The sequence below is a fragment of the Tardiphaga sp. vice154 genome, from assembly GCF_007018645.1.
Taxonomy (GTDB): domain Bacteria; phylum Pseudomonadota; class Alphaproteobacteria; order Rhizobiales; family Xanthobacteraceae; genus Tardiphaga.
Genome location: NZ_CP041399.1, coordinates 4,610,329 through 4,627,661, shown reverse-complemented (window position 1 = coordinate 4,627,661; position 17,333 = coordinate 4,610,329). Strand labels below are relative to the sequence as shown.

The following is a 17,333-nucleotide window of genomic DNA, read 5'->3' as shown; positions in this document are numbered from 1 at the left end:
CATCCGCTGTATGATGCGGGCGGAGACAGCATGGCCATCGATTCCCCCGACGCATCATCCGCGATCTTTGCCGCCAACCGCGCCCGCGGCGCGGTGACCTTCGACGTGCAACTGATCGACGGCAAGACCCGCCGCCGCCAGTTGCATGAATCAGGCTCGCTGCGCGTTCGCTTCCCGTCGCCGGAGGATCACGGCCTGTCGGCGATGTTCGTCAACACGGCGGGCGGTGCTGCGGGCGGCGATCGCTTCGATATCGATATAGCGGCGGGGGAGGGCACCCGCCTGACCGTCAGCACCGCCGCGGCCGAAAAAGTCTATCGCTCGCACGGCCCCGCAGCCGAGATCAACATCAGGCTGACGGCCGGCGCCGATGCACACCTCGCCTGGCTGCCGCAGGAGACCATCCTGTTCGATCGCTCCCGGACTGAGCGTTCGATCGACATCGACCTCGATGCCACGGCCTCGCTGGTCGTCTGCGAGATCGTGATCTTCGGCCGCGCCGCGATGGGCGAAAAGATGCTGTCCGGCGGCTTCGTCGATCGCTGGCGGCTGCGCCGCGGCGGCCGTCTCGTGTTCGCCGAAACCGTTCGGCTCGACGGCGACCTCGGCGAGAAACTGGCAAGGCCGGCGATCGCCAATGGCGGCCTCGCCATCGGCACCGCGCTGATCGTGCCCGGCGACGAGGCGCTGGTGGAGCGCATCCGCGAGGCGTCAGATGGGTTCGGCGGAGAGGTGGGAATCTCCTCGTGGAACGGATTTGCAATGGCCCGTTTCTGTGCGCAAGATGCGGCCAAGCTACGCACCGACATGATGAAGGTCCTGGCGCGCTCCGGCGCGGCGCTGCCGCGGCTGTGGCTGAACTAAACATGCAAGTCGAGTAGGCCGATGAATCTGTCCCCCCGCGAAAAAGACAAGCTGCTGATCTCGATGGCCGCGATAGTCGCGCGCCGAAGGCTCGAGCGCGGCGTCAAGCTGAACCATCCCGAGGCCATCGCGATCATTTCCGACTTCATCGTCGAAGGCGCCCGCGACGGCCGCACCGTCGCCGAGCTGATGAAGTCCGGCGCCGAGGTCATCACCCGCGCGCAATGCATGGACGGCATCGCCGAAATGATCCACGACATCCAGGTCGAGGCCACCTTCCCGGACGGCACCAAGCTGGTCACCGTCCACGAACCGATCCGATGAAGGAGCCTGCCATGGCCGACGCCCCGTCGAAGCCGAGCTGGAAGGACCTTGCCGAGTTCGACCTCAGCGATCCCGAGAGCGCGCTGGCGCTGGTCGAGCATTTTCACGGTGAGTGGTATAATGGCGGTTTCTCGCAATTGTTCGCGAACTGGAATCGCGCGGATATCGTGCTGATCCCCGAGGCGCTTAGAATCGTCGGCGCGCCCGAGGCCGCGCCGGTCGTCGAGGCCGCGATCGCTTTGTTTCCTGACGATCAGGACGACTGGCGCGATATCGCGCTCAAGGCCATGCTGGATCCGGCAAGTCCGCTCGGCAACAAGCTATGGGATCTGAACGGCTCGCTTGGCGATCTCGAGGATGTCATCCAGCAGGCCGCCGAGGCGTTCGAACTGAAGCTCAGCGAAGACGAAGATCTGTAAAGGACCGACCATGATCCCCGGTGAACTCTTCATTCAGGACGGCGAGATCGAACTCAACGCCGGCCGCGCGACCGTGACGCTGACGGTGGCGAATTCCGGCGACCGGCCGATCCAGGTCGGCTCGCACTATCATTTCTTCGAGACCAATCCCGGCCTGAAATTCGACCGTGCCCTTGCCCGCGGCATGCGGCTCGACATCGCCGCCGGCACCGCCGTCCGCTTCGAGCCCGGCCAGAGCCGCGACGTGCAACTGGTCGAGCTGGCCGGCAAGCGTGAGGTCTACGGCTTCCGCGGCGACGTGATGGGGAAGCTGTAGATGTCGGTCAGGATCAAGCGTTCCGTCTATGCCGACATGTTCGGCCCCACCACCGGCGATCGCGTCCGGCTGGCCGATACCGATCTCATCATCGAGGTCGAGAAGGACTTCACCATCTACGGCGAGGAGGTGAAGTTCGGCGGCGGCAAGGTGATCCGCGACGGCATGGGGCAGTCGCAGGCCACCAATGCCGAGGGGGCGGTCGATACCGTGATCACCAACGTGCTGATCGTCGACCACTGGGGCATCGTGAAGGCCGACGTCGCCATCCGCGAAGGCTATATCTGCGCGATCGGCAAGGCCGGCAATCCCGACATCCAGCCCGGCGTCACCATCAATGTCGGACCGGGCACCGACGTCATCGCCGGCGAAGGCAAGATCCTTACCGCCGGCGGCTTCGACAGCCACATCCATTTCATCTGTCCGCAGCAGATCGAGCACGCGCTGATGTCCGGCGTCACCTCGATGCTCGGCGGCGGCACCGGCCCGTCGCACGGCACCTTCGCCACCACCTGCACGCCCGGCCCGTGGCACATCGGGCGGATGATCCAGTCGTTCGATGCCTTCCCGGTCAATCTCGGCATCTCCGGCAAGGGTAACGCCTCGAAGCCCGCCGCGCTGATCGAGATGATCCATGCGGGGGCCTGCGCGCTGAAGCTGCACGAGGACTGGGGCACCACGCCGGCCGCGATCGACAACTGCCTGACCGTCGCCGACGACCATGACGTGCAGGTGATGATCCATTCCGACACGCTGAACGAATCCGGCTTCGTCGAGGACACCATCAAGGCCTTCAAGGGCCGTACCATTCACGCCTTCCACACCGAAGGCGCCGGCGGCGGGCACGCGCCGGATATCATCAAGGTCGCCGGCCTGCCGAACGTGTTGCCGTCCTCGACCAATCCGACGCGGCCGTTTACGCGCAACACGATCGACGAGCATCTCGACATGCTGATGGTCTGCCACCATCTCGATCCGTCGATCGCGGAAGATCTGGCGTTTGCCGAAAGTCGCATCCGCAAGGAAACCATCGCCGCCGAAGACATCCTGCACGATCTCGGCGCGCTCTCGATGATGTCGTCGGACAGCCAGGCGATGGGCCGGCTCGGCGAGGTCATCATCCGGACCTGGCAGACCGCCGACAAGATGAAGAAGCAGCGCGGGTCCTTGCCGCAGGACAACGGCAACAACGACAATTTCCGCGTCAAGCGCTATATCGCCAAGTACACGATCAACCCTGCGATAGCGCATGGCGTGTCGAAACTGATCGGCTCGGTGGAGAAGGGCAAGCTCGCCGATCTCGTGCTGTGGTCGCCGGCGTTCTTCGGCGTCAAGCCGGATCTGGTGATCAAGGGCGGCATGATCGTGGCGGCGCCGATGGGCGATCCCAACGCTTCCATTCCGACGCCGCAGCCGGTGCACTACCAGCCGATGTTCGGCGCCTTCGGCCGCGCGCTGACGCAGTCGAGTTTCGTGTTCACCTCGGGGGCGGCGATCTCGAACGGGCTGCAGGCCAGGCTCGGCACGCAGAAGGCGCTGTATGCCGTGGAAAACACCCGCAGCGGCATTTCGAAGAAGAGCATGATTCACAATGACGCGACGCCGGACATCGAGGTCGATCCGGAGACCTACGAGGTCCGCGCCGATGGCGAGTTGCTGACCTGCGCGCCGGCCGAAGTGCTGCCGATGGCGCAGCGCTATTTCATGTATTGAATGCCGCTTGTGGCTTCCCTTCCCCCTTGTGGGAGAGGGTGGCCGCGCGCCAGCGCGGACGGGTGAGGGGTGTGTGGCGCTTTGTAGTTACCCCTCATCCGTCGCGGGCTTCGCCCGCGCCACCTTCTCCCACAAGGGGAGAAGGAAGAAAGCGGTGGCACGTCCTGCGCGCAACAAGCCCCCTTCAATCCCGCGCCATAACCCCCTAAGGTCCGCCCCGGCCGTCTCAGTGCCACAACAGAACCGGGAGCATTCGCCTTGATCTACGTCGTCGCCACCCTGACCGTGAAACCCGAAACACGGGCCGAACTGATTGCCGCCGCTACCGCCTGCATCGCCGAGACCCGCAAGGAAGCCGGCAATATCGCCTATGACATGCATGAGAGCATCACCGACCCGACCAAGATGGTGTTTGTCGAACAATGGGAAAACGCCGAGGCGCTGGTGCCGCATCGTCAGATGGAGCACATGAAGGCATTCGGGCGCGTCGCCGTAAAATGCTTTGCCGCGCCGCCGAAGATCGAGATCATCACCCCCGCCGATGTCGTCGTGCGATAGGACGCGCCGGCGCGGATTTACAAGAATGAGAGTATGACCATGATCCGCGCCACCGACGTCAAGGGCCAGCACCCGTTCAAGGAAGCCGCAGCCGACACCGTCGTGCTCGATTTCGACGATCGGCATCGCCGCCGCATGGCGATGACCGGCACCCGCGGGCTCGAGTTCCTGCTCGACCTCGAAACCGCCATCGCGCTGCGAGGTGGCGATGCGCTGGTGCTGGAAGACGGCCGGCTGGTCGAGGTGGTCGCTGCCCCCGAGCCGCTGATCGAGATTCGCGGCACCGAGCCCGCACATCTGGTTCGCATTGCCTGGCACCTCGGCAATCGCCATTTGCCGACGCAGATCACCGCCCGTGGCCTGCGCATCCGCCGCGACCATGTCATCGAGGACATGGTGAAGGGCCTCGGCGCCCGCATCATCGAAATCGAAGCGCCATTCGATCCCGAAGGCGGTGCCTATGCGGCGGTCGCGGAAATTCATGACCATTCCGGCCATGGTCACGCGCACCACGATCACGGCCACCATGGCCACGATCACGGCAAGCACGACCACGCGGGCCACGATCACGCCGCACACGCGCCCGCCGAGCATGTTCACGACGAACATTGCGGCCATGACCATGGGCATCACGGCCATTCCCATGCTGATGACCACAAGTAGCCCGGCAAAAATCCCCGCCGTGCTGTCGACCGACGACGGCGCGGCGCTGTACCGGCTGATGACCTGGCTGTCACCGGCGTTTCCGGTCGGCGCCTTCTCTTATTCCAGTGGTATCGAATGGGCGGTGGAAGCCGGCGACATTACCGATGCGACCAGCCTGCAGGACTGGTTGTCGGCGATGCTGACCGACGGCTCCGGCTTCTGCGACGGCGTGTTCCTGGCCCATGTGCATCGCGCGGTTTCGGGCGGCGATAACGTGGCGCTGCGCCACATCGCTGAACTCGCTGCGGCCTTCGTGCCCTCGAAGGAGCGCCAGCTCGAGACGACGTCGCAGGGCCGGGCCTTTATCGAGATCGCGCGCAGCGCATGGAGCCATCCGGGCCTGGAACGCCTGATCGACGCTTGCGATGGCGCCATCGTCTATCCGGTCGCGGTTGGCCTCGTCAGCGCCGCGCATCAGATTCCGCTGGCCGCCACCATGCACGCCTTCTTTCATGCGGTGACCTCGAACTGGATTTCCGCCGGCGCCCGCCTGGTGCCGCTCGGCCAGACCGACAGCCAGCGCGTGCTGGCGGCGCTCGAGCCCGTCGTGGTCGCGACCGGCGCCCGCGCGCTGACAGCTTCGCTCGACGACCTCGGCGGCGCCACCTTTCGCGCCGATCTGGCCAGCCTGCGCCATGAGACGCAGTATACGAGGCTGTTTCGGTCATGATGTCCGCGGTAGCCCGGATCAAGCGTAGCGAAATCCGGGGCCGTCCTATCCATTGAAATGCTTTTTCCCGGATTGCGCTACGCTCCATCCGGGCTACGATCAACGCATCAAACCGAAAGAGCCTCTGACATGTCCTCGTTTCACGGCCCATTGCGCGTCGGTATTGGCGGTCCTGTCGGCTCCGGCAAGACCGCGCTGATGGACCTGTTGTGCAAGACCATGCGCGAGCGTTACGACATCGCGGCCATCACCAACGACATCTACACCAAGTGGGATGCCGAATTCCTGGTGCGCTCGGGGTCGCTGACCGCCGACCGCATCGCCGGCGTCGAGACCGGCGGCTGCCCGCATACCGCGATCCGCGAGGACGCGTCGATGAATCTGGCGGCCGTCGCCGACATGCGCGCCAAATTTCCGGATCTCGACATGGTGCTGATCGAATCCGGCGGCGACAACCTTGCCGCCACCTTCTCGCCGGAGCTGGCCGACCTCACCATCTATGTGATCGACGTCGCGGCCGGCGACAAGATCCCGTCAAAGGGCGGGCCGGGCATCACCCGTTCCGACCTGCTGGTGATCAACAAAATCGATCTGGCGCCGCATGTCGGAGCGTCGCTGGAAAAAATGGATACCGACGCCAAACGGATGCGCGGCGCGCGCCCGTTCGTGATGACCAACATGAAGACCCAGGATGGCCTGGATCGCATCATTGCCTTTATCGAAGCGAAGGGCGGGCTGAAGGCCAGGGCCGCGTGAATGGTGCCGACTGCAGGTAATTGCTTGCCATCGTCCGCAGATGTTCGGGACGGTCACTTCGTCAAGCCTGTCTGGGAACCCACATTAAATTCCGATCGATCTGGAACAAAGACATTTCGGCGTGATTGGGCTAACCCTAGCCGCGAATTGGCCGTTGCCAATGAGGCGCGGCGACGATTCCTTCATGACCACGGGCAGCCCGGCGTGCAGTTCATCAGCTATTTGTTTGGGATCGCCGCTCTGCCCGCGAACGGTGCATCTCATTCCGCCTGCTATATTCGGCCATGCCCGTGATCCGGCTGGGTTTCATCATCGGCTTCATGGCACTGGTCGGCGTGTTCCTGTCCGGCCTGTCGGCCTATCGTGTGCACAATCAGGAGCTGGCGATCGACGGCATTGCCTTGGCGCGTGCGGTCGATATCCACGCCAGCCTGGTGCAGGAGCGGCTGACCGAGCGGGAATTACTGGCGCGCGTGGCGTCCGGGCTGTTCCGTGCGCCCTCGGTCATGAAGGCCAATATGCTGCAGCCACTGCGGTCTTCGATCTATGCGTTCAAGACCGATTTCGTGCTCGCCAGCTGGATCGCCCGGCTGCAACCTGGCGAATTGCCAGCCGCCCGCGCTGAACTGGCGGCGGCCGGATTCCGCAATCCCACGACCCGCAATTTTGACGATAGGCCAATGGACCCGCAGGTGCTCGACGGGCCCGTCGATGTGCTGATGGATGTCGAGCCGCGCAATTCGGTCACCGAGGGTCTGACCGGTCGCGTCCTGAACGACAGCCCGACCCTGGGGCCGATGCTGGCGCGCGCGATGGCCGAAGCCCGGCCGGTGGCGTCCGATCCGGTGTCGCTGCTGGGGCCGAGCGGGCGGATCGGCATGGTGCTGGCCGCCCCCGTGCTGCAGGACGGCAACACGACGCCGGCCGGCTTCGTGTCGTTTTCCTACGAACTGGGCCCCCTGATGCTTGAAAACGACGATCTGTCGCTGTTTTCGGTGGCGCTGAAGGACCCGCGCAAGGAGGACAGCGAGCTGGTCGCGGACGAGCGCGGGGTGGTCACCGCGCGACCGCTGGTCGCCAACAAGCCACTGAGCATCCTGCGCAGCGTCAGCTTTGGCAGCCGCGACTGGTCGCTGGGCTACTACCCCAAGACGGACATCACGACGCGCGCGCAACGGTTGGCGCTGATCGTCGGAGCCATCGGGCTGGCGCTGACGGCGATCATCTGCGGCCTGTTTGGCTATGTCGCCTACAATAACCTTCGTCTCAGCCAGGAAGTGCAGCGGCGCATCGGCTTCGAGCGACGCCTCACCGCCGTGATCGACGAACTCAACCACCGGGTAAAGAATATTCTGGCGGTGATCCAGTCGATCGTGACGCGCACCCTGCGCCATGGCTCCGACCTCGATGTGGCGCGTGACCTGCTGATCGGCCGCATTCACGCGATGAGCAACGTGGTGTCATTACTGTCGGAGAGCCAGTGGCGGGGCGTCAATCTCAAGGGCCTGTTCGAGCCGCGCGCTATTCCGCGGGCGGACCGTATCGCCGTCACCGGCCCGGACATCACCGTCAGCGCCCGCGCCGCGCAGAGCTTGTCGCTTTTGTTCTACGAACTGGCCTCGCATTCCGATGAGGGGCACTCGCTGGTCGGCAAGCACCCGCACATCATTGCGCATTGGGAAATCAGCGGCGAGGGCCACGAGGCAACGTTCAACTTCCGCTGGGAAGAATTCAACACCTCCGAGGCGACGCGCCGGCCGGACAGCGATTTCGGCGTGGTGCTGCTCGACCGCGTGGCGCCGGAAGCCCTGGGCGGTACGGCGAAGCGGTACTTTACCGACGTGTCCTACGTCTATGAGCTGACCGCGCCGATGGACACCGTGATCGACATGACCGAGCGCGATCGCACCGACGCGCTCGCCAAGCCGGTCAAGTAGCGCTTTTTCCTGACGCGAATCCCTTTATGGGAACCCGTGAGCACAGCTATTTCCCCGTCATTGCGAGGAGCACTTGCGACGAAGCAATCCAGCTCTTGTCGCGCTCGCGGCTTCTGGATTGCCGCGTCGCTTCGCTCCTCGCAATGACGTGGATAGGTCTGTGCTTCTTATCAGCGCCCGACAAAAAAAGCGGCCACCGAAGTGGCCGCTTTCCGTATTTGCGTAAGCTCTTGTCTAGCCGCCGCTGCCACCGATGACGGCGCGGATCGTGTTGTCCGGACCGAAATCATCGGTGCCGTCGACATAGAGCAGGGCGCTCAGCTTCGAGCGTGCGCGGTTGACGCGGCTCTTGATGGTGCCAACGGCGCAGCCGCAGATGGTGGCGGCGTCTTCATAGGAGAAGCCCGAGGCGCCAACCAGGATAAGCGCTTCGCGCTGGTCCTGCGGCAGCTTTTCCAGCGCCGCCCTGAACTCCTCGAACTCCAGATGGGCATTCTGAGCCGGCTGGGTCTTGAGCGTCTTGGCGTAGCTGCCATCGGCATCCTCGACCTCGCGCCGCCGTTTGCGGTAATCCGAGCGGAACAGGTTGCGCAGGATCGTGAACAGCCATGCCGGCAGGTTGGAGCCGACCTGGAACGAGTCGATGTTGGCCAGCGCGCGCAGCAGCGTTTCCTGGACCAGATCGTCAGCACGGTCGCCATTGCCGGAGAGCGAGATCGCGAAGGCGCGCAGGCTCGGCACCGAGGCCAGAATATCGTCGCGGAGAGAATCGGTGAGAGGCATTATTCGCCTCCATCGGTTTTAGGCGCCACGGCGGCCTTGGCGCCAGGTTCGTCCAATTTGCGGATCAACTCCGCGAACCGGTCCGGGACACCTTGACGCACCACGTCGTCATACATCGCGCGCAGCTGGTGCCCTATCCGGGACTGGATCTCGGAGTTGAGCCCACCCTGCTTTGGCTTCACATCTTTCATGACCCGTTCCACATTCCCCAAAGGTAAGCCCTTGGATTTCGAGAGTTTTTCTTGATTTTGAAGCTTTGGCGGCTTCTGTTACGGTGCTAATTCAAAGCCTCGCTGAAAGTTCCGAGCCCGTGGAACTTTCATGACGCTGGGGCGTAAACACGCATATCAGGGGAGCCGGGGGTGTCATTCCCGCACCTTGATGTTTGACTCAGAAAGATGGAGTGGGGATGTCCCGATCACAGCTCGTAGCTGAACATTTACCGCTGTTGCGGCGCTATGCCCGTGCCTTGACCGGCAATCAGGCATCCGGCGACGCCTATGTCGGCGCCATGCTGGAAGCGTTGCTGCAGGACCAGTCGCTGCTCGACGAGCAGCATGGACCGCGCGCCGGACTTTTCCGTCTGTTCACGCAGATCTGGAATTCCGTCGCCTTGAACGACGATCCCGAGGTGACGCCGTTTTCGTCGGCGTCCGAGCGTCGGCTGTCCAACATTACCGCGTTGCCGCGTCAGGCGTTCCTGCTGCTGTCGCTCGAAGGTTTCTCGGAAGAGGAAGTGGCTTTCATCCTCGACACCGACGTGGCCGAGACCCGCGTGCTGGCCGATACCGCCGGCCGCGAAATGGCTGCCGAGATCGCGACCGACGTGCTGATCATCGAAGATGAGACCTTCATTGCGATGGACCTCGAGAGCCTGGTGAAGAACCTCGGCCACAATGTCATCGGCGTGGCGCGCACCCATGCGGATGCGATCGCTCTGGCCAAGAACAAGAAGCCCGGCCTGATCCTCGCCGACATCCAGCTTGCCGACGGCAGCTCGGGTCTCGATGCGGTCAACGAATTGCTTCGGCTGTTCGAGGTACCGGTGGTGTTCATCACCGCCTATCCGGAGCGCTTCCTGACCGGCGAACGGCCGGAGCCGGCGTTCCTGATCTCCAAGCCGTTCCAGCCTGCGATGGTGTCAGCCGTCGCCAGCCAGGCGCTGTTCTTCCAGCGCAATTCGCGCAACAAGACACCGAAGGCTGCGGCTTCCTGAAGGCGCCGATCTGCGCGCTAGTCGAAGGGCGGTTGCTTGGCAGCCGCCCTTTTTCGTTTGGCATCGTTCGCTGAATGCTCGCTGGCGTTGGATTAACGACCCGTACGGGGCACTGGGGACCGATCGCTCACCGTTGAATTCGTACACACGGTTAAGTGATCCCGGGTGTAGAACCCGTTCCGAACCTGCCGCGTTGATCTGCCGACCACCACTTGATGGTCCCAGCAGCGCGAGGCGGCACATGTCTCACATCACCCGCGGAATTTTAGGCGGTACGGCCGTAGCCCTGTTGCTGGGAGCGATCCAGCTGGCATCCGGCAGCGATATGCGCGCCACGGCGGCGGTACCTGTCACAGCCATCGAAGCCAGCCAGATCAATGCGGAAGCCGTCAATCGCGGTGGAAAGTCGGACCGGGCACAGATCGCCACGATCCAGGACGGCAGCCGGACGGTGGCATTTCAGCTCCATGGCCTCCGCGACACCTCGCTGTTGGTGCGGATCTCTTCTCCGCCGGCGAAGGTTGAAAAACCCGTCGCGGCATCAGACGTCGTCAATGCGACGACATTCAAGGCGTCATCGAAGCGGTCTGCGGTGGCCTGCGAGCCGCCGGTGAGCGTGCTCACGGAAGTCGCCAGACTCCTCGAGCCGGGACGTTGCGTCACCTGATTGGTGTTACGCCTCGTCGCCTTCGCTCTCGCCCTCGGTCTCGTCGTCTGCCGGCTCTGCCTTTCGGCTCATGTAATATCCGTAAGCCACCCCCGCCACAGCCAATAGCGGGATCAGCCGGGTCAGCCCGATGGCCCGCACGATCGGCAGGGCGGTTGCCAACAGCATGGGATCGATCATCGGCGCGGAGGCGGCAGCTTCCCGGGCGCGCTGGGCTGCCGCCAGAGCGCGGGCCCTGGCTTGGCGCTTCTTCGTCATGTAGATGGCGGCGATCACGAGAGCGATGACCAGGAACAGGCCGGCAAGCGTCAAGCAGGCCTCGATCGCTCCATAGCGATGCAGAATGGCGATGAATATCGCGGCGCACACAAACGATAGCGTGACGAACAGTGCCAGGCCCGCCAGGGCGGCCAGCGACGTCATTCGCAGCGATGCGCCGGTGGAATTCTTCAAATCGTCGATCAGCCGCTGCAACATGGAATCCCCCTTGAAACCGATACCTCAAACGAACTGACGACGCCTTGCGGCGCCGTCAGGGCAGTCTGTCATATACGCAAATGGCGCGCCGGTGTCTCACGCCTTAGCGGCGCCAGGCGGCGCCGATCAGGATGCCAACGCCGAGCGCCAGTCCAACGGCCGCCAGCGGTCGCTGGTGGATAGCGTCTTCCACCGTCTCTTCCATCGAATAGGCCGCATCATAGGCGGCGTCATAGGCCTGACTGCCGCGCTCCTGCGCGTCCGACCACATCGAATCGGCATTGGAGCGTGCCTGCTTGAGGCCGCGACGGGCCTGTTTGCTGGCATCGCCGGCAAAGCTGTTGAGCACGTCGGTGATCTGGTCGGTGAGGGCGGAGATGTCATTTTTCACGGCTGATAAATCCTTTTCGAGGCGTGCATAGGTGGCTCTGTCTGTCAGGGTCTTCAATTTCTCTGCGCCGTCGATACGCATTGTCCGTCCCCTCGAGTTGATACTAATGCTGAAACGCCGGGTCGGGCCGGAAGTTCCATTCGTGAACCGGTCAATCCGGCGGCAACTGCGTCTTGTCGGTCGGCATCAAATGCTCCTTCAGGATCAGCCCGACGATCAGGATCGGCGACGCGAGGAAGCCGCCCATCGGCCCCCAGAGCCAGGTCCAGAAGGCTAGTGCAAGAAACACTGCCAGCGCATTGAGCTGCAGCCGCCGCCCGATGATAGCCGGCGTGATGAAGTGGCCCTCGATGAAGGTCAGTCCGACGAAAAGCGCGGCGGCGAGAAGGCCGGCGCCGAGCGTGGCGGAGGTGATGATGCCGACCGCCACCAGGATGACGAACATCGCGACCGGCCCGATGATCGGAAAGAAGTTCAGCGTCGCGGCGAGCGCGCCGAGGCCGGCGGGATTGGGCATTCCGGTGAGCGCGCAAATCAGGCCGGTGGCGATGCCGACGCCAAAATTGATCATCGTAACCGTGATCAGGTAGCCTCCCAGGCTGGTCTCGATGGCGTTGAGAATCCGAAGCGTGCGCAATCGCCATTCGTGATCGGCGAAGTTCATGATCATCGCGCGGCGCAGGTCCTTCCAACTGGCGATGAACAGCACCAGGATGGCGAAGAACAGGAGGAATTCGGTGAAGGTCGGCGACAGGAATTCCAGCGTCGGCTGCACCCAGTCGATCTTCGGCATTTCGAACCTGGTCGTCGCCAGCGTCTCGGAGCCGCCGAACAGCACCTGTATCTGGTGCCACAGCGCCAGCGGCCGGTCGAACACGTGCAGCTTGTCCTTGAGCAGCGTTCCCAGCTCGGGCAGCCGCGTGGTCCACTCCATCAGCGGCGCCGAGATCAGCCCGACGATGAAAGCGAGCCCTCCGGTAACGCCGATGACGATCAGCACCGCCGAGACCGCACGCGGGATGCCGCGCTTTTCCAGGAAGGTGGCGGCGGGAGACAGCATGGTGCCGACGATGAACGCGGTGACGATAGGAAGGAAAAACGCCTTGGCGACATAGAGCACTGCCACGACGGTGATAATCAGCATTGACACCAAGGCGAAGGCAACCACCTCGGCGCGGCGGATGACAGGTGGCTGATAGGCATTGCTGTCCGGAATAGGCGTGCCCGGGTGAGAGGACTCCGTCTTCTGCGCCGCGCTCATGGACGGTCTTTTAGAGCTATCGCTTTTCTTATCGGGCAACGTTCGAACTTTGCTCATCGGCGCGTTGCTCCGTTGCAGAGCAGAGCCCTCACTAGGGGATTGTTTGCCTGAGGCCCCATAACCGGCAATTCGATCGAAGGTTCCATCGCGAAATAGTGAGCATTGGCGAGGTTGACAGCGCGCGAAGCGCGTCCTTCGCGCGGAACTGTTCGGCACTGGCGTGGTTGTTTGAACAGTCATCATCATGACGCATCAACGGGGCCAATCATGTCGCAGGCATCTTCTCGAAATCGAAAGTTGTCGCTGCGGTCGGCCCCTGCGCTGGCTTTCGCAGCCGCGCTGGTTCTGGCGCCGACGCTGTGGTCGACCGGCGCATCCGCGCAGGTCATGAGCTACGCTTCGGCCCCGTCGAACGGCTTTCCGGAGCACGATGTGATGGATGCTCCGGAAGCAGGCGAGGATAGCTCGGCGACACCGGAACGTTTCCGCCGGACCGAAGTGTCTTTCAACAGCCGCGAAGCGCCGGGCACAATCGTGATCGATACCGCCAACACCTATCTTTACTACGTGCTCGGCAATGGTCGGGCGATGCGCTACGGCGTCGGCGTCGGACGCGAAGGCTTCACCTGGGCCGGCACACAGACCGTCAGCCGCAAGGCGGAATGGCCGGACTGGCATCCGCCAGCCGAGATGATTGCACGCCAGCCCTATCTTCCGCGTTTCATGGCAGGCGGCCCCGGCAACCCGCTTGGCGCACGTGCCATGTATCTCGGCTCGAGCATCTATCGCATTCACGGCACCAACGATGCATCGACGATCGGCAAGTTCGTATCGTCGGGCTGCATTCGTTTGACCAACGAAGACGTCGCGGACCTTTTCAGTCGCGTCGCGGTTGGCACCAGGGTGGTGGTGCTGCCGAAGTCGGGTCCAGCGCCGCGCTTCGAAGCGGTTCGTGATGTGCCGCGCGCGGCCAACTCGCCGCGTTCGGCCGACGGACGACAGGCCATGAACCTGTCGGCACCGTCGGTCTACTGAAGCTACGTACTCTCGGGGAGGTTCCATGCGCCGTTTTCCTGCACGAATGGCGTTGATCGCCTCTGCCGTTGCCTTTGCCATGCCATCGGCGACGCCGGTCCAGGCTCAGGATTTCTTCTCTGCCCTGTTTGGCGGAATTGTCGATGACCGACCGCCGCCTGCGCTGTCGCGGCCGTCCGGCAGTGAAGGGGGATATGGTGAGCGACGCGAGTCGCGCTCATCCTCGGGCGGGCGACAGGCGTTTTGCGTCCGTAGCTGCGACGGGCGCTATTTTCCGATATCAGCCACGGATAGCGCGTCGCGCGCGGCGTCGTGCACCAATTTCTGTCCGGCCAGTGAAACCACCGTCGTGTATGGAAGCGCCATCGATCAGGCCGCGACCGAGACGGGAAAACCGTATACGGCGCTTCCGAACGCGTTCAAGTATCGTACCGAGCTGGTGGCCGGTTGCACCTGCAACGGCAAAGATCAACTGGGACTGGCGCCCGTGAAGGTCGAGGATGATCCAACGCTGCGCAAGGGTGATATCGTTGCCGGCGCCGGCGGCCTGATGGTCACCAACCGCCCGGATAAACGAGGTGCATCGCTCAACATGTCACCGGCCCCGGAAGCGATCCGCGCCAAATTCGAGCGCCCAGTTCAGGAATAATCGGTTCCCTGCATGGAACTCGCGGTTTGCCTTGGTGTTGTCATGCATCGCACAACGCCACTGATGGCCGTGCTCATCTGAACCAGGCTGGGGAATTTCACTATGCTCGTCGGCGTCCTGATTACGTTTCTCGTCGTTATCCTGATCCTGTATCTGATCAACCTGTTGCCGATCGACGGTCGCGCCAAGCAGATCTGCCGCGTCGTGGTGATCATTCTCGGCGTGATCTCGCTGTTGAAATATATCGCGGTATTCTAGCCGCGCTGATCCCAGGTATGGCGATTACAACGAAAAGCCCCGGCAACTTGCCGGGGCTTTTTTGTTGGATCAGGCCAGCGCCTTCGCCTCGCGGCGCCGCGCGGTCAGGATGAACTCGGTGTAGCCGTTCGGCTGTTCGCGGCCCTTGAAGATCAGGTCGCAGGCGGCCTTGAAGGCGACGCCGTCGAAGCCCGGCGCCATCGGCTGATAGATCGCATCGCCGTCGTTCTGCTTGTCGACCACCATCGCCATCCGCTTCAGCGATTCCATCACCTGCTCGCGGGTTATGACACCCTGATGCAGCCAGTTCGCCAGATGCTGCGCCGAGATGCGCAAAGTGGCGCGGTCTTCCATCAGGCCGACGCCGTGGATGTCCGGCACCTTGGAGCAGCCGACGCCCTGGTCGATCCAGCGCACGACGTAGCCGAGAATGCCCTGGCAATTGTTGTCGATCTCCTGCTTGACGTCGTCCGGCGCCCAGTTCGACTGCGATACCGGGATTGTCAGGATCTCCGAGAGCTTGGCGCGCGGGCCGCCCTCGGCCAGTTCCTTCTGGCGCGCGGCGACATCGACCTGGTGATAATGCAGCGCGTGCAGCGTTGCCGCGGTCGGCGAGGGCACCCAAGCCGTGGTGGCGCCGGCGTTCACATGGGCGATCTTCTGCACCAACATGTCGGCCATCTTGTCGGGTGCGGCCCACATCCCCTTGCCGATCTGGGCATGGCCGGGCAACCCGTCGATCAGGCCGACGTCGACGTTCCATTCCTCATAGGCCTTGATCCACGGCGTCGCCTTCATGTCGTTCTTGCGGATCATCGGGCCGGCTTCCATCGACGTATGGATCTCGTCGCCGGTGCGGTCCAGGAATCCCGTGTTGATGAACATGATGCGCTCGGAGGCATTCTGGATGCAGGCCTTGAGGTTCACCGTGGTGCGGCGTTCCTCGTCCATGATGCCGACCTTCATGGTGTTTTCCGGCAGCTTCAGCATCTGTTCGACGCGGGCAAAGGTCTCGCAGGTCAAAGCGACTTCATCCGGGCCGTGCATCTTCGGTTTCACGATATAGACCGAGCCGGTGCGGCTGTTGCGCAGGCCGGTGGACTTCAGGTCGTGCATCGCCAGCAGGCCAGCGACCGCAGCATCCATCAGGCCTTCCGGGATTTCTTCGCCGGCCGAATCCAGCACGGCGTCGGTGAACATGTGGTGGCCGACGGCGCGCATCAGCAGCAGGCTGCGGCCGTGCAGGGTGATCTTGTCGCCGGCGACCGTCTTGTAGGTGCGGTCGGGGTTGAGCGCGCGGGTCAGCGTCTTGCCGCCCTTCTCGAAGTCGGCCGACAGCGTGCCGTTCATCAGGCCGAGCGTGTTGCGATAGACCAGCACCTTGTCGTCGGCGTCCACCGTGGCGACGCTGTCTTCCATGTCGAGGATGGTGGAGACCGCGGATTCGATGATCATGTCGGCGACCCCCGCGGCATCGTCCTTGCCGATGGTGTGGGCACGGTCGATCACGACCTCGATATGCAGGCCGTTGTTGACCAGCAGGATCGAGTTCGGCGAGGCGAAATCGCCGAGATAGCCGGCAAGCTGTGTGCCGTCCTTCAGCGCGGTCATGTTGCCGCTGTTCAGCTTCACGGAAAGCTGGCCGGCAACGATGCTGTATTCGGTGACGTCGGTGTGGCTGCCGGTGGCGAGCGGCACGGCCTGGTCGAGGAAGGCCTTGGCCCTGGCGATGACGCGATCGCCACGCGCCTTGTTGTAACCCTTGCCGCCGTCGGTCGGCTCATGCGGGATCGCGTCGGTGCCGTACAATGCGTCGTAAAGCGAGCCCCAGCGCGCATTGGCCGCGTTCAGCGCATAGCGGGCATTGGTCAGCGGCACCACGAGCTGCGGGCCGCAGATCTGGCCGATCTCGATGTCGACATTGGCGGTCTCGACGGTCTTGGTCGCCGGCTCCGGCAGCAGGTAGCCGATTTCCTTGAGGAAGGCGGTATAGGCGGCCATATCGAAGGCGCCCTTGTTGGCGCGATGCCAGGCGTCGATCTTCTCCTGCAGCGTATCGCGGAATTTCAGGAGTTCGCGGTTCTTCGGCCCGAGATCGCGGATGATGCCGGCGAGGCCGGCCCAGAACGCGTCCGGCTCGATGCCGGTCTTGGGGGCGGCTTCCTTGGCAATGAAGTCGAACAGAACGGGGGCGATCTGCAATCCGTGGGCGTCGATACGTTTCATGATTGGGTTTCTCGCGAAAGCGGCAATTCTGCTCTATTTTCAGGGAAAGCGACGTCAGAGACGCCCGCAGGCGGTCTAGAGGGCCCTTTTAGCGCCAAACACCCGCGG

Annotated in this window: 21 protein-coding genes; 15 read left to right on the top strand and 6 right to left on the bottom strand. The window is 63.4% G+C overall.

Annotated elements, in window-relative coordinates; translation table 11 throughout:
* Positions 1 to 30 precede the first annotated feature (30 nt).
* From FIU28_RS21775 to FIU28_RS21730, 10 genes are all read left to right on the top strand, one after another.
* Positions 31 to 864 (top strand): urease accessory protein UreD, encoded by an 834-nt coding sequence (locus FIU28_RS21775; RefSeq protein ID WP_143575203.1) that lies wholly within the window; start codon positions 31 to 33, stop codon positions 862 to 864.
* A 21-nt stretch (positions 865 to 885) separates the two neighbouring features.
* A complete protein-coding gene (locus tag FIU28_RS21770; RefSeq protein ID WP_068733936.1) occupies positions 886 to 1,188 on the top strand; it encodes an urease subunit gamma in 303 nt (100 codons plus the stop codon).
* Positions 1,189 to 1,199: 11 nt separating this feature from the next.
* Positions 1,200 to 1,607: a DMP19 family protein gene (locus FIU28_RS21765; protein ID WP_168203009.1), complete on the top strand. Its 408-nt coding sequence runs from the start codon at positions 1,200 to 1,202 to the stop codon at positions 1,605 to 1,607.
* Positions 1,608 to 1,617: 10 nt separating this feature from the next.
* Positions 1,618 to 1,923, top strand: coding sequence for an urease subunit beta (locus FIU28_RS21760; RefSeq protein WP_143575201.1), 306 nt, complete (start codon positions 1,618 to 1,620; stop codon positions 1,921 to 1,923).
* Positions 1,924 to 3,636 carry an urease subunit alpha gene (ureC, locus tag FIU28_RS21755; RefSeq protein WP_143575200.1) on the top strand — a complete coding sequence of 571 codons (1,713 nt, stop codon included), beginning with the start codon at positions 1,924 to 1,926 and terminating at the stop codon, positions 3,634 to 3,636.
* Between the two features lie 258 nt (positions 3,637 to 3,894).
* Positions 3,895 to 4,194: a putative quinol monooxygenase gene (locus tag FIU28_RS21750; protein ID WP_143575199.1), complete on the top strand. Its 300-nt coding sequence runs from the start codon at positions 3,895 to 3,897 to the stop codon at positions 4,192 to 4,194.
* Positions 4,195 to 4,233: 39 nt separating this feature from the next.
* Positions 4,234 to 4,857, top strand: a complete 624-nt coding sequence (locus FIU28_RS21745) for an urease accessory protein UreE (RefSeq protein WP_143576333.1) — start codon at positions 4,234 to 4,236, stop codon at positions 4,855 to 4,857.
* Positions 4,838 to 5,569 (top strand): urease accessory protein UreF, encoded by a 732-nt coding sequence (locus FIU28_RS21740; protein WP_143575198.1) that lies wholly within the window; start codon positions 4,838 to 4,840, stop codon positions 5,567 to 5,569. The genes FIU28_RS21745 and FIU28_RS21740 overlap by 20 nt, the downstream gene beginning before the upstream one ends.
* A gap of 129 nt (positions 5,570 to 5,698) precedes the next feature.
* Entirely contained in the window at positions 5,699 to 6,325 is a 627-nt protein-coding gene (ureG, locus tag FIU28_RS21735) for an urease accessory protein UreG (RefSeq protein ID WP_143575197.1), read from the top strand.
* 290 nt (positions 6,326 to 6,615) lie between these two features.
* A complete protein-coding gene (locus FIU28_RS21730; protein WP_143575196.1) occupies positions 6,616 to 8,262 on the top strand; it encodes a CHASE domain-containing protein in 1,647 nt (548 codons plus the stop codon).
* Between the two features lie 234 nt (positions 8,263 to 8,496).
* Here the strand turns inward: FIU28_RS21730 and FIU28_RS21725 are convergent, their stop codons facing one another.
* Positions 8,497 to 9,045: a sigma-70 family RNA polymerase sigma factor gene (locus FIU28_RS21725; protein ID WP_143575195.1), complete on the bottom strand. Its 549-nt coding sequence runs from the start codon at positions 9,043 to 9,045 to the stop codon at positions 8,497 to 8,499.
* Positions 9,045 to 9,236: a NepR family anti-sigma factor gene (locus tag FIU28_RS21720; protein ID WP_168203008.1), complete on the bottom strand. Its 192-nt coding sequence runs from the start codon at positions 9,234 to 9,236 to the stop codon at positions 9,045 to 9,047. Before FIU28_RS21720 ends, FIU28_RS21725 begins: the two co-directional genes overlap by 1 nt.
* Before the next feature lie 218 nt (positions 9,237 to 9,454).
* On the opposite strand from FIU28_RS21720, the gene FIU28_RS21715 reads away from it, so the two are divergent.
* Positions 9,455 to 10,261 (top strand): response regulator, encoded by an 807-nt coding sequence (locus FIU28_RS21715; protein WP_143575193.1) that lies wholly within the window; start codon positions 9,455 to 9,457, stop codon positions 10,259 to 10,261.
* 241 nt (positions 10,262 to 10,502) lie between these two features.
* Entirely contained in the window at positions 10,503 to 10,928 is a 426-nt protein-coding gene (locus FIU28_RS21710; protein ID WP_143575192.1) for a hypothetical protein, read from the top strand.
* A gap of 6 nt (positions 10,929 to 10,934) precedes the next feature.
* On the opposite strand, the gene FIU28_RS21705 is transcribed toward FIU28_RS21710, so the two are convergent.
* The 3 genes from FIU28_RS21705 to FIU28_RS21695 all read right to left on the bottom strand — a co-directional run bounded on the left by FIU28_RS21705 (position 10,935) and on the right by FIU28_RS21695 (position 13,057).
* Entirely contained in the window at positions 10,935 to 11,405 is a 471-nt protein-coding gene (locus FIU28_RS21705; RefSeq protein WP_143575191.1) for a hypothetical protein, read from the bottom strand.
* 103 nt (positions 11,406 to 11,508) lie between these two features.
* Positions 11,509 to 11,877 carry a DUF883 family protein gene (locus tag FIU28_RS21700; protein WP_143575190.1) on the bottom strand — a complete coding sequence of 123 codons (369 nt, stop codon included), beginning with the start codon at positions 11,875 to 11,877 and terminating at the stop codon, positions 11,509 to 11,511.
* Positions 11,878 to 11,947: 70 nt separating this feature from the next.
* Entirely contained in the window at positions 11,948 to 13,057 is a 1,110-nt protein-coding gene (locus FIU28_RS21695; RefSeq protein ID WP_143575189.1) for an AI-2E family transporter, read from the bottom strand.
* Positions 13,058 to 13,324: 267 nt separating this feature from the next.
* On the opposite strand from FIU28_RS21695, the gene FIU28_RS21690 reads away from it, so the two are divergent.
* The 3 genes from FIU28_RS21690 (at position 13,325) to FIU28_RS21680 (ending at position 14,999) form a co-directional block, all read left to right on the top strand.
* Entirely contained in the window at positions 13,325 to 14,092 is a 768-nt protein-coding gene (locus FIU28_RS21690; protein ID WP_143576332.1) for a L,D-transpeptidase, read from the top strand.
* Between the two features lie 25 nt (positions 14,093 to 14,117).
* The gene (locus FIU28_RS21685; RefSeq protein ID WP_143575188.1) at positions 14,118 to 14,741 is read left to right on the top strand and encodes a DUF2865 domain-containing protein; all 624 of its coding nucleotides are present in this window, start codon (positions 14,118 to 14,120) and stop codon (positions 14,739 to 14,741) included.
* Between the two features lie 102 nt (positions 14,742 to 14,843).
* The gene (locus FIU28_RS21680; protein WP_086937086.1) at positions 14,844 to 14,999 is read left to right on the top strand and encodes a Thivi_2564 family membrane protein; all 156 of its coding nucleotides are present in this window, start codon (positions 14,844 to 14,846) and stop codon (positions 14,997 to 14,999) included.
* A gap of 69 nt (positions 15,000 to 15,068) precedes the next feature.
* Here FIU28_RS21680 and FIU28_RS21675 read toward each other — a convergent pair whose 3' ends face one another.
* A complete protein-coding gene (locus FIU28_RS21675; RefSeq protein WP_143575187.1) occupies positions 15,069 to 17,225 on the bottom strand; it encodes a malate synthase G in 2,157 nt (718 codons plus the stop codon).
* Between the last annotated feature and the right edge of the window lie 108 nt (positions 17,226 to 17,333).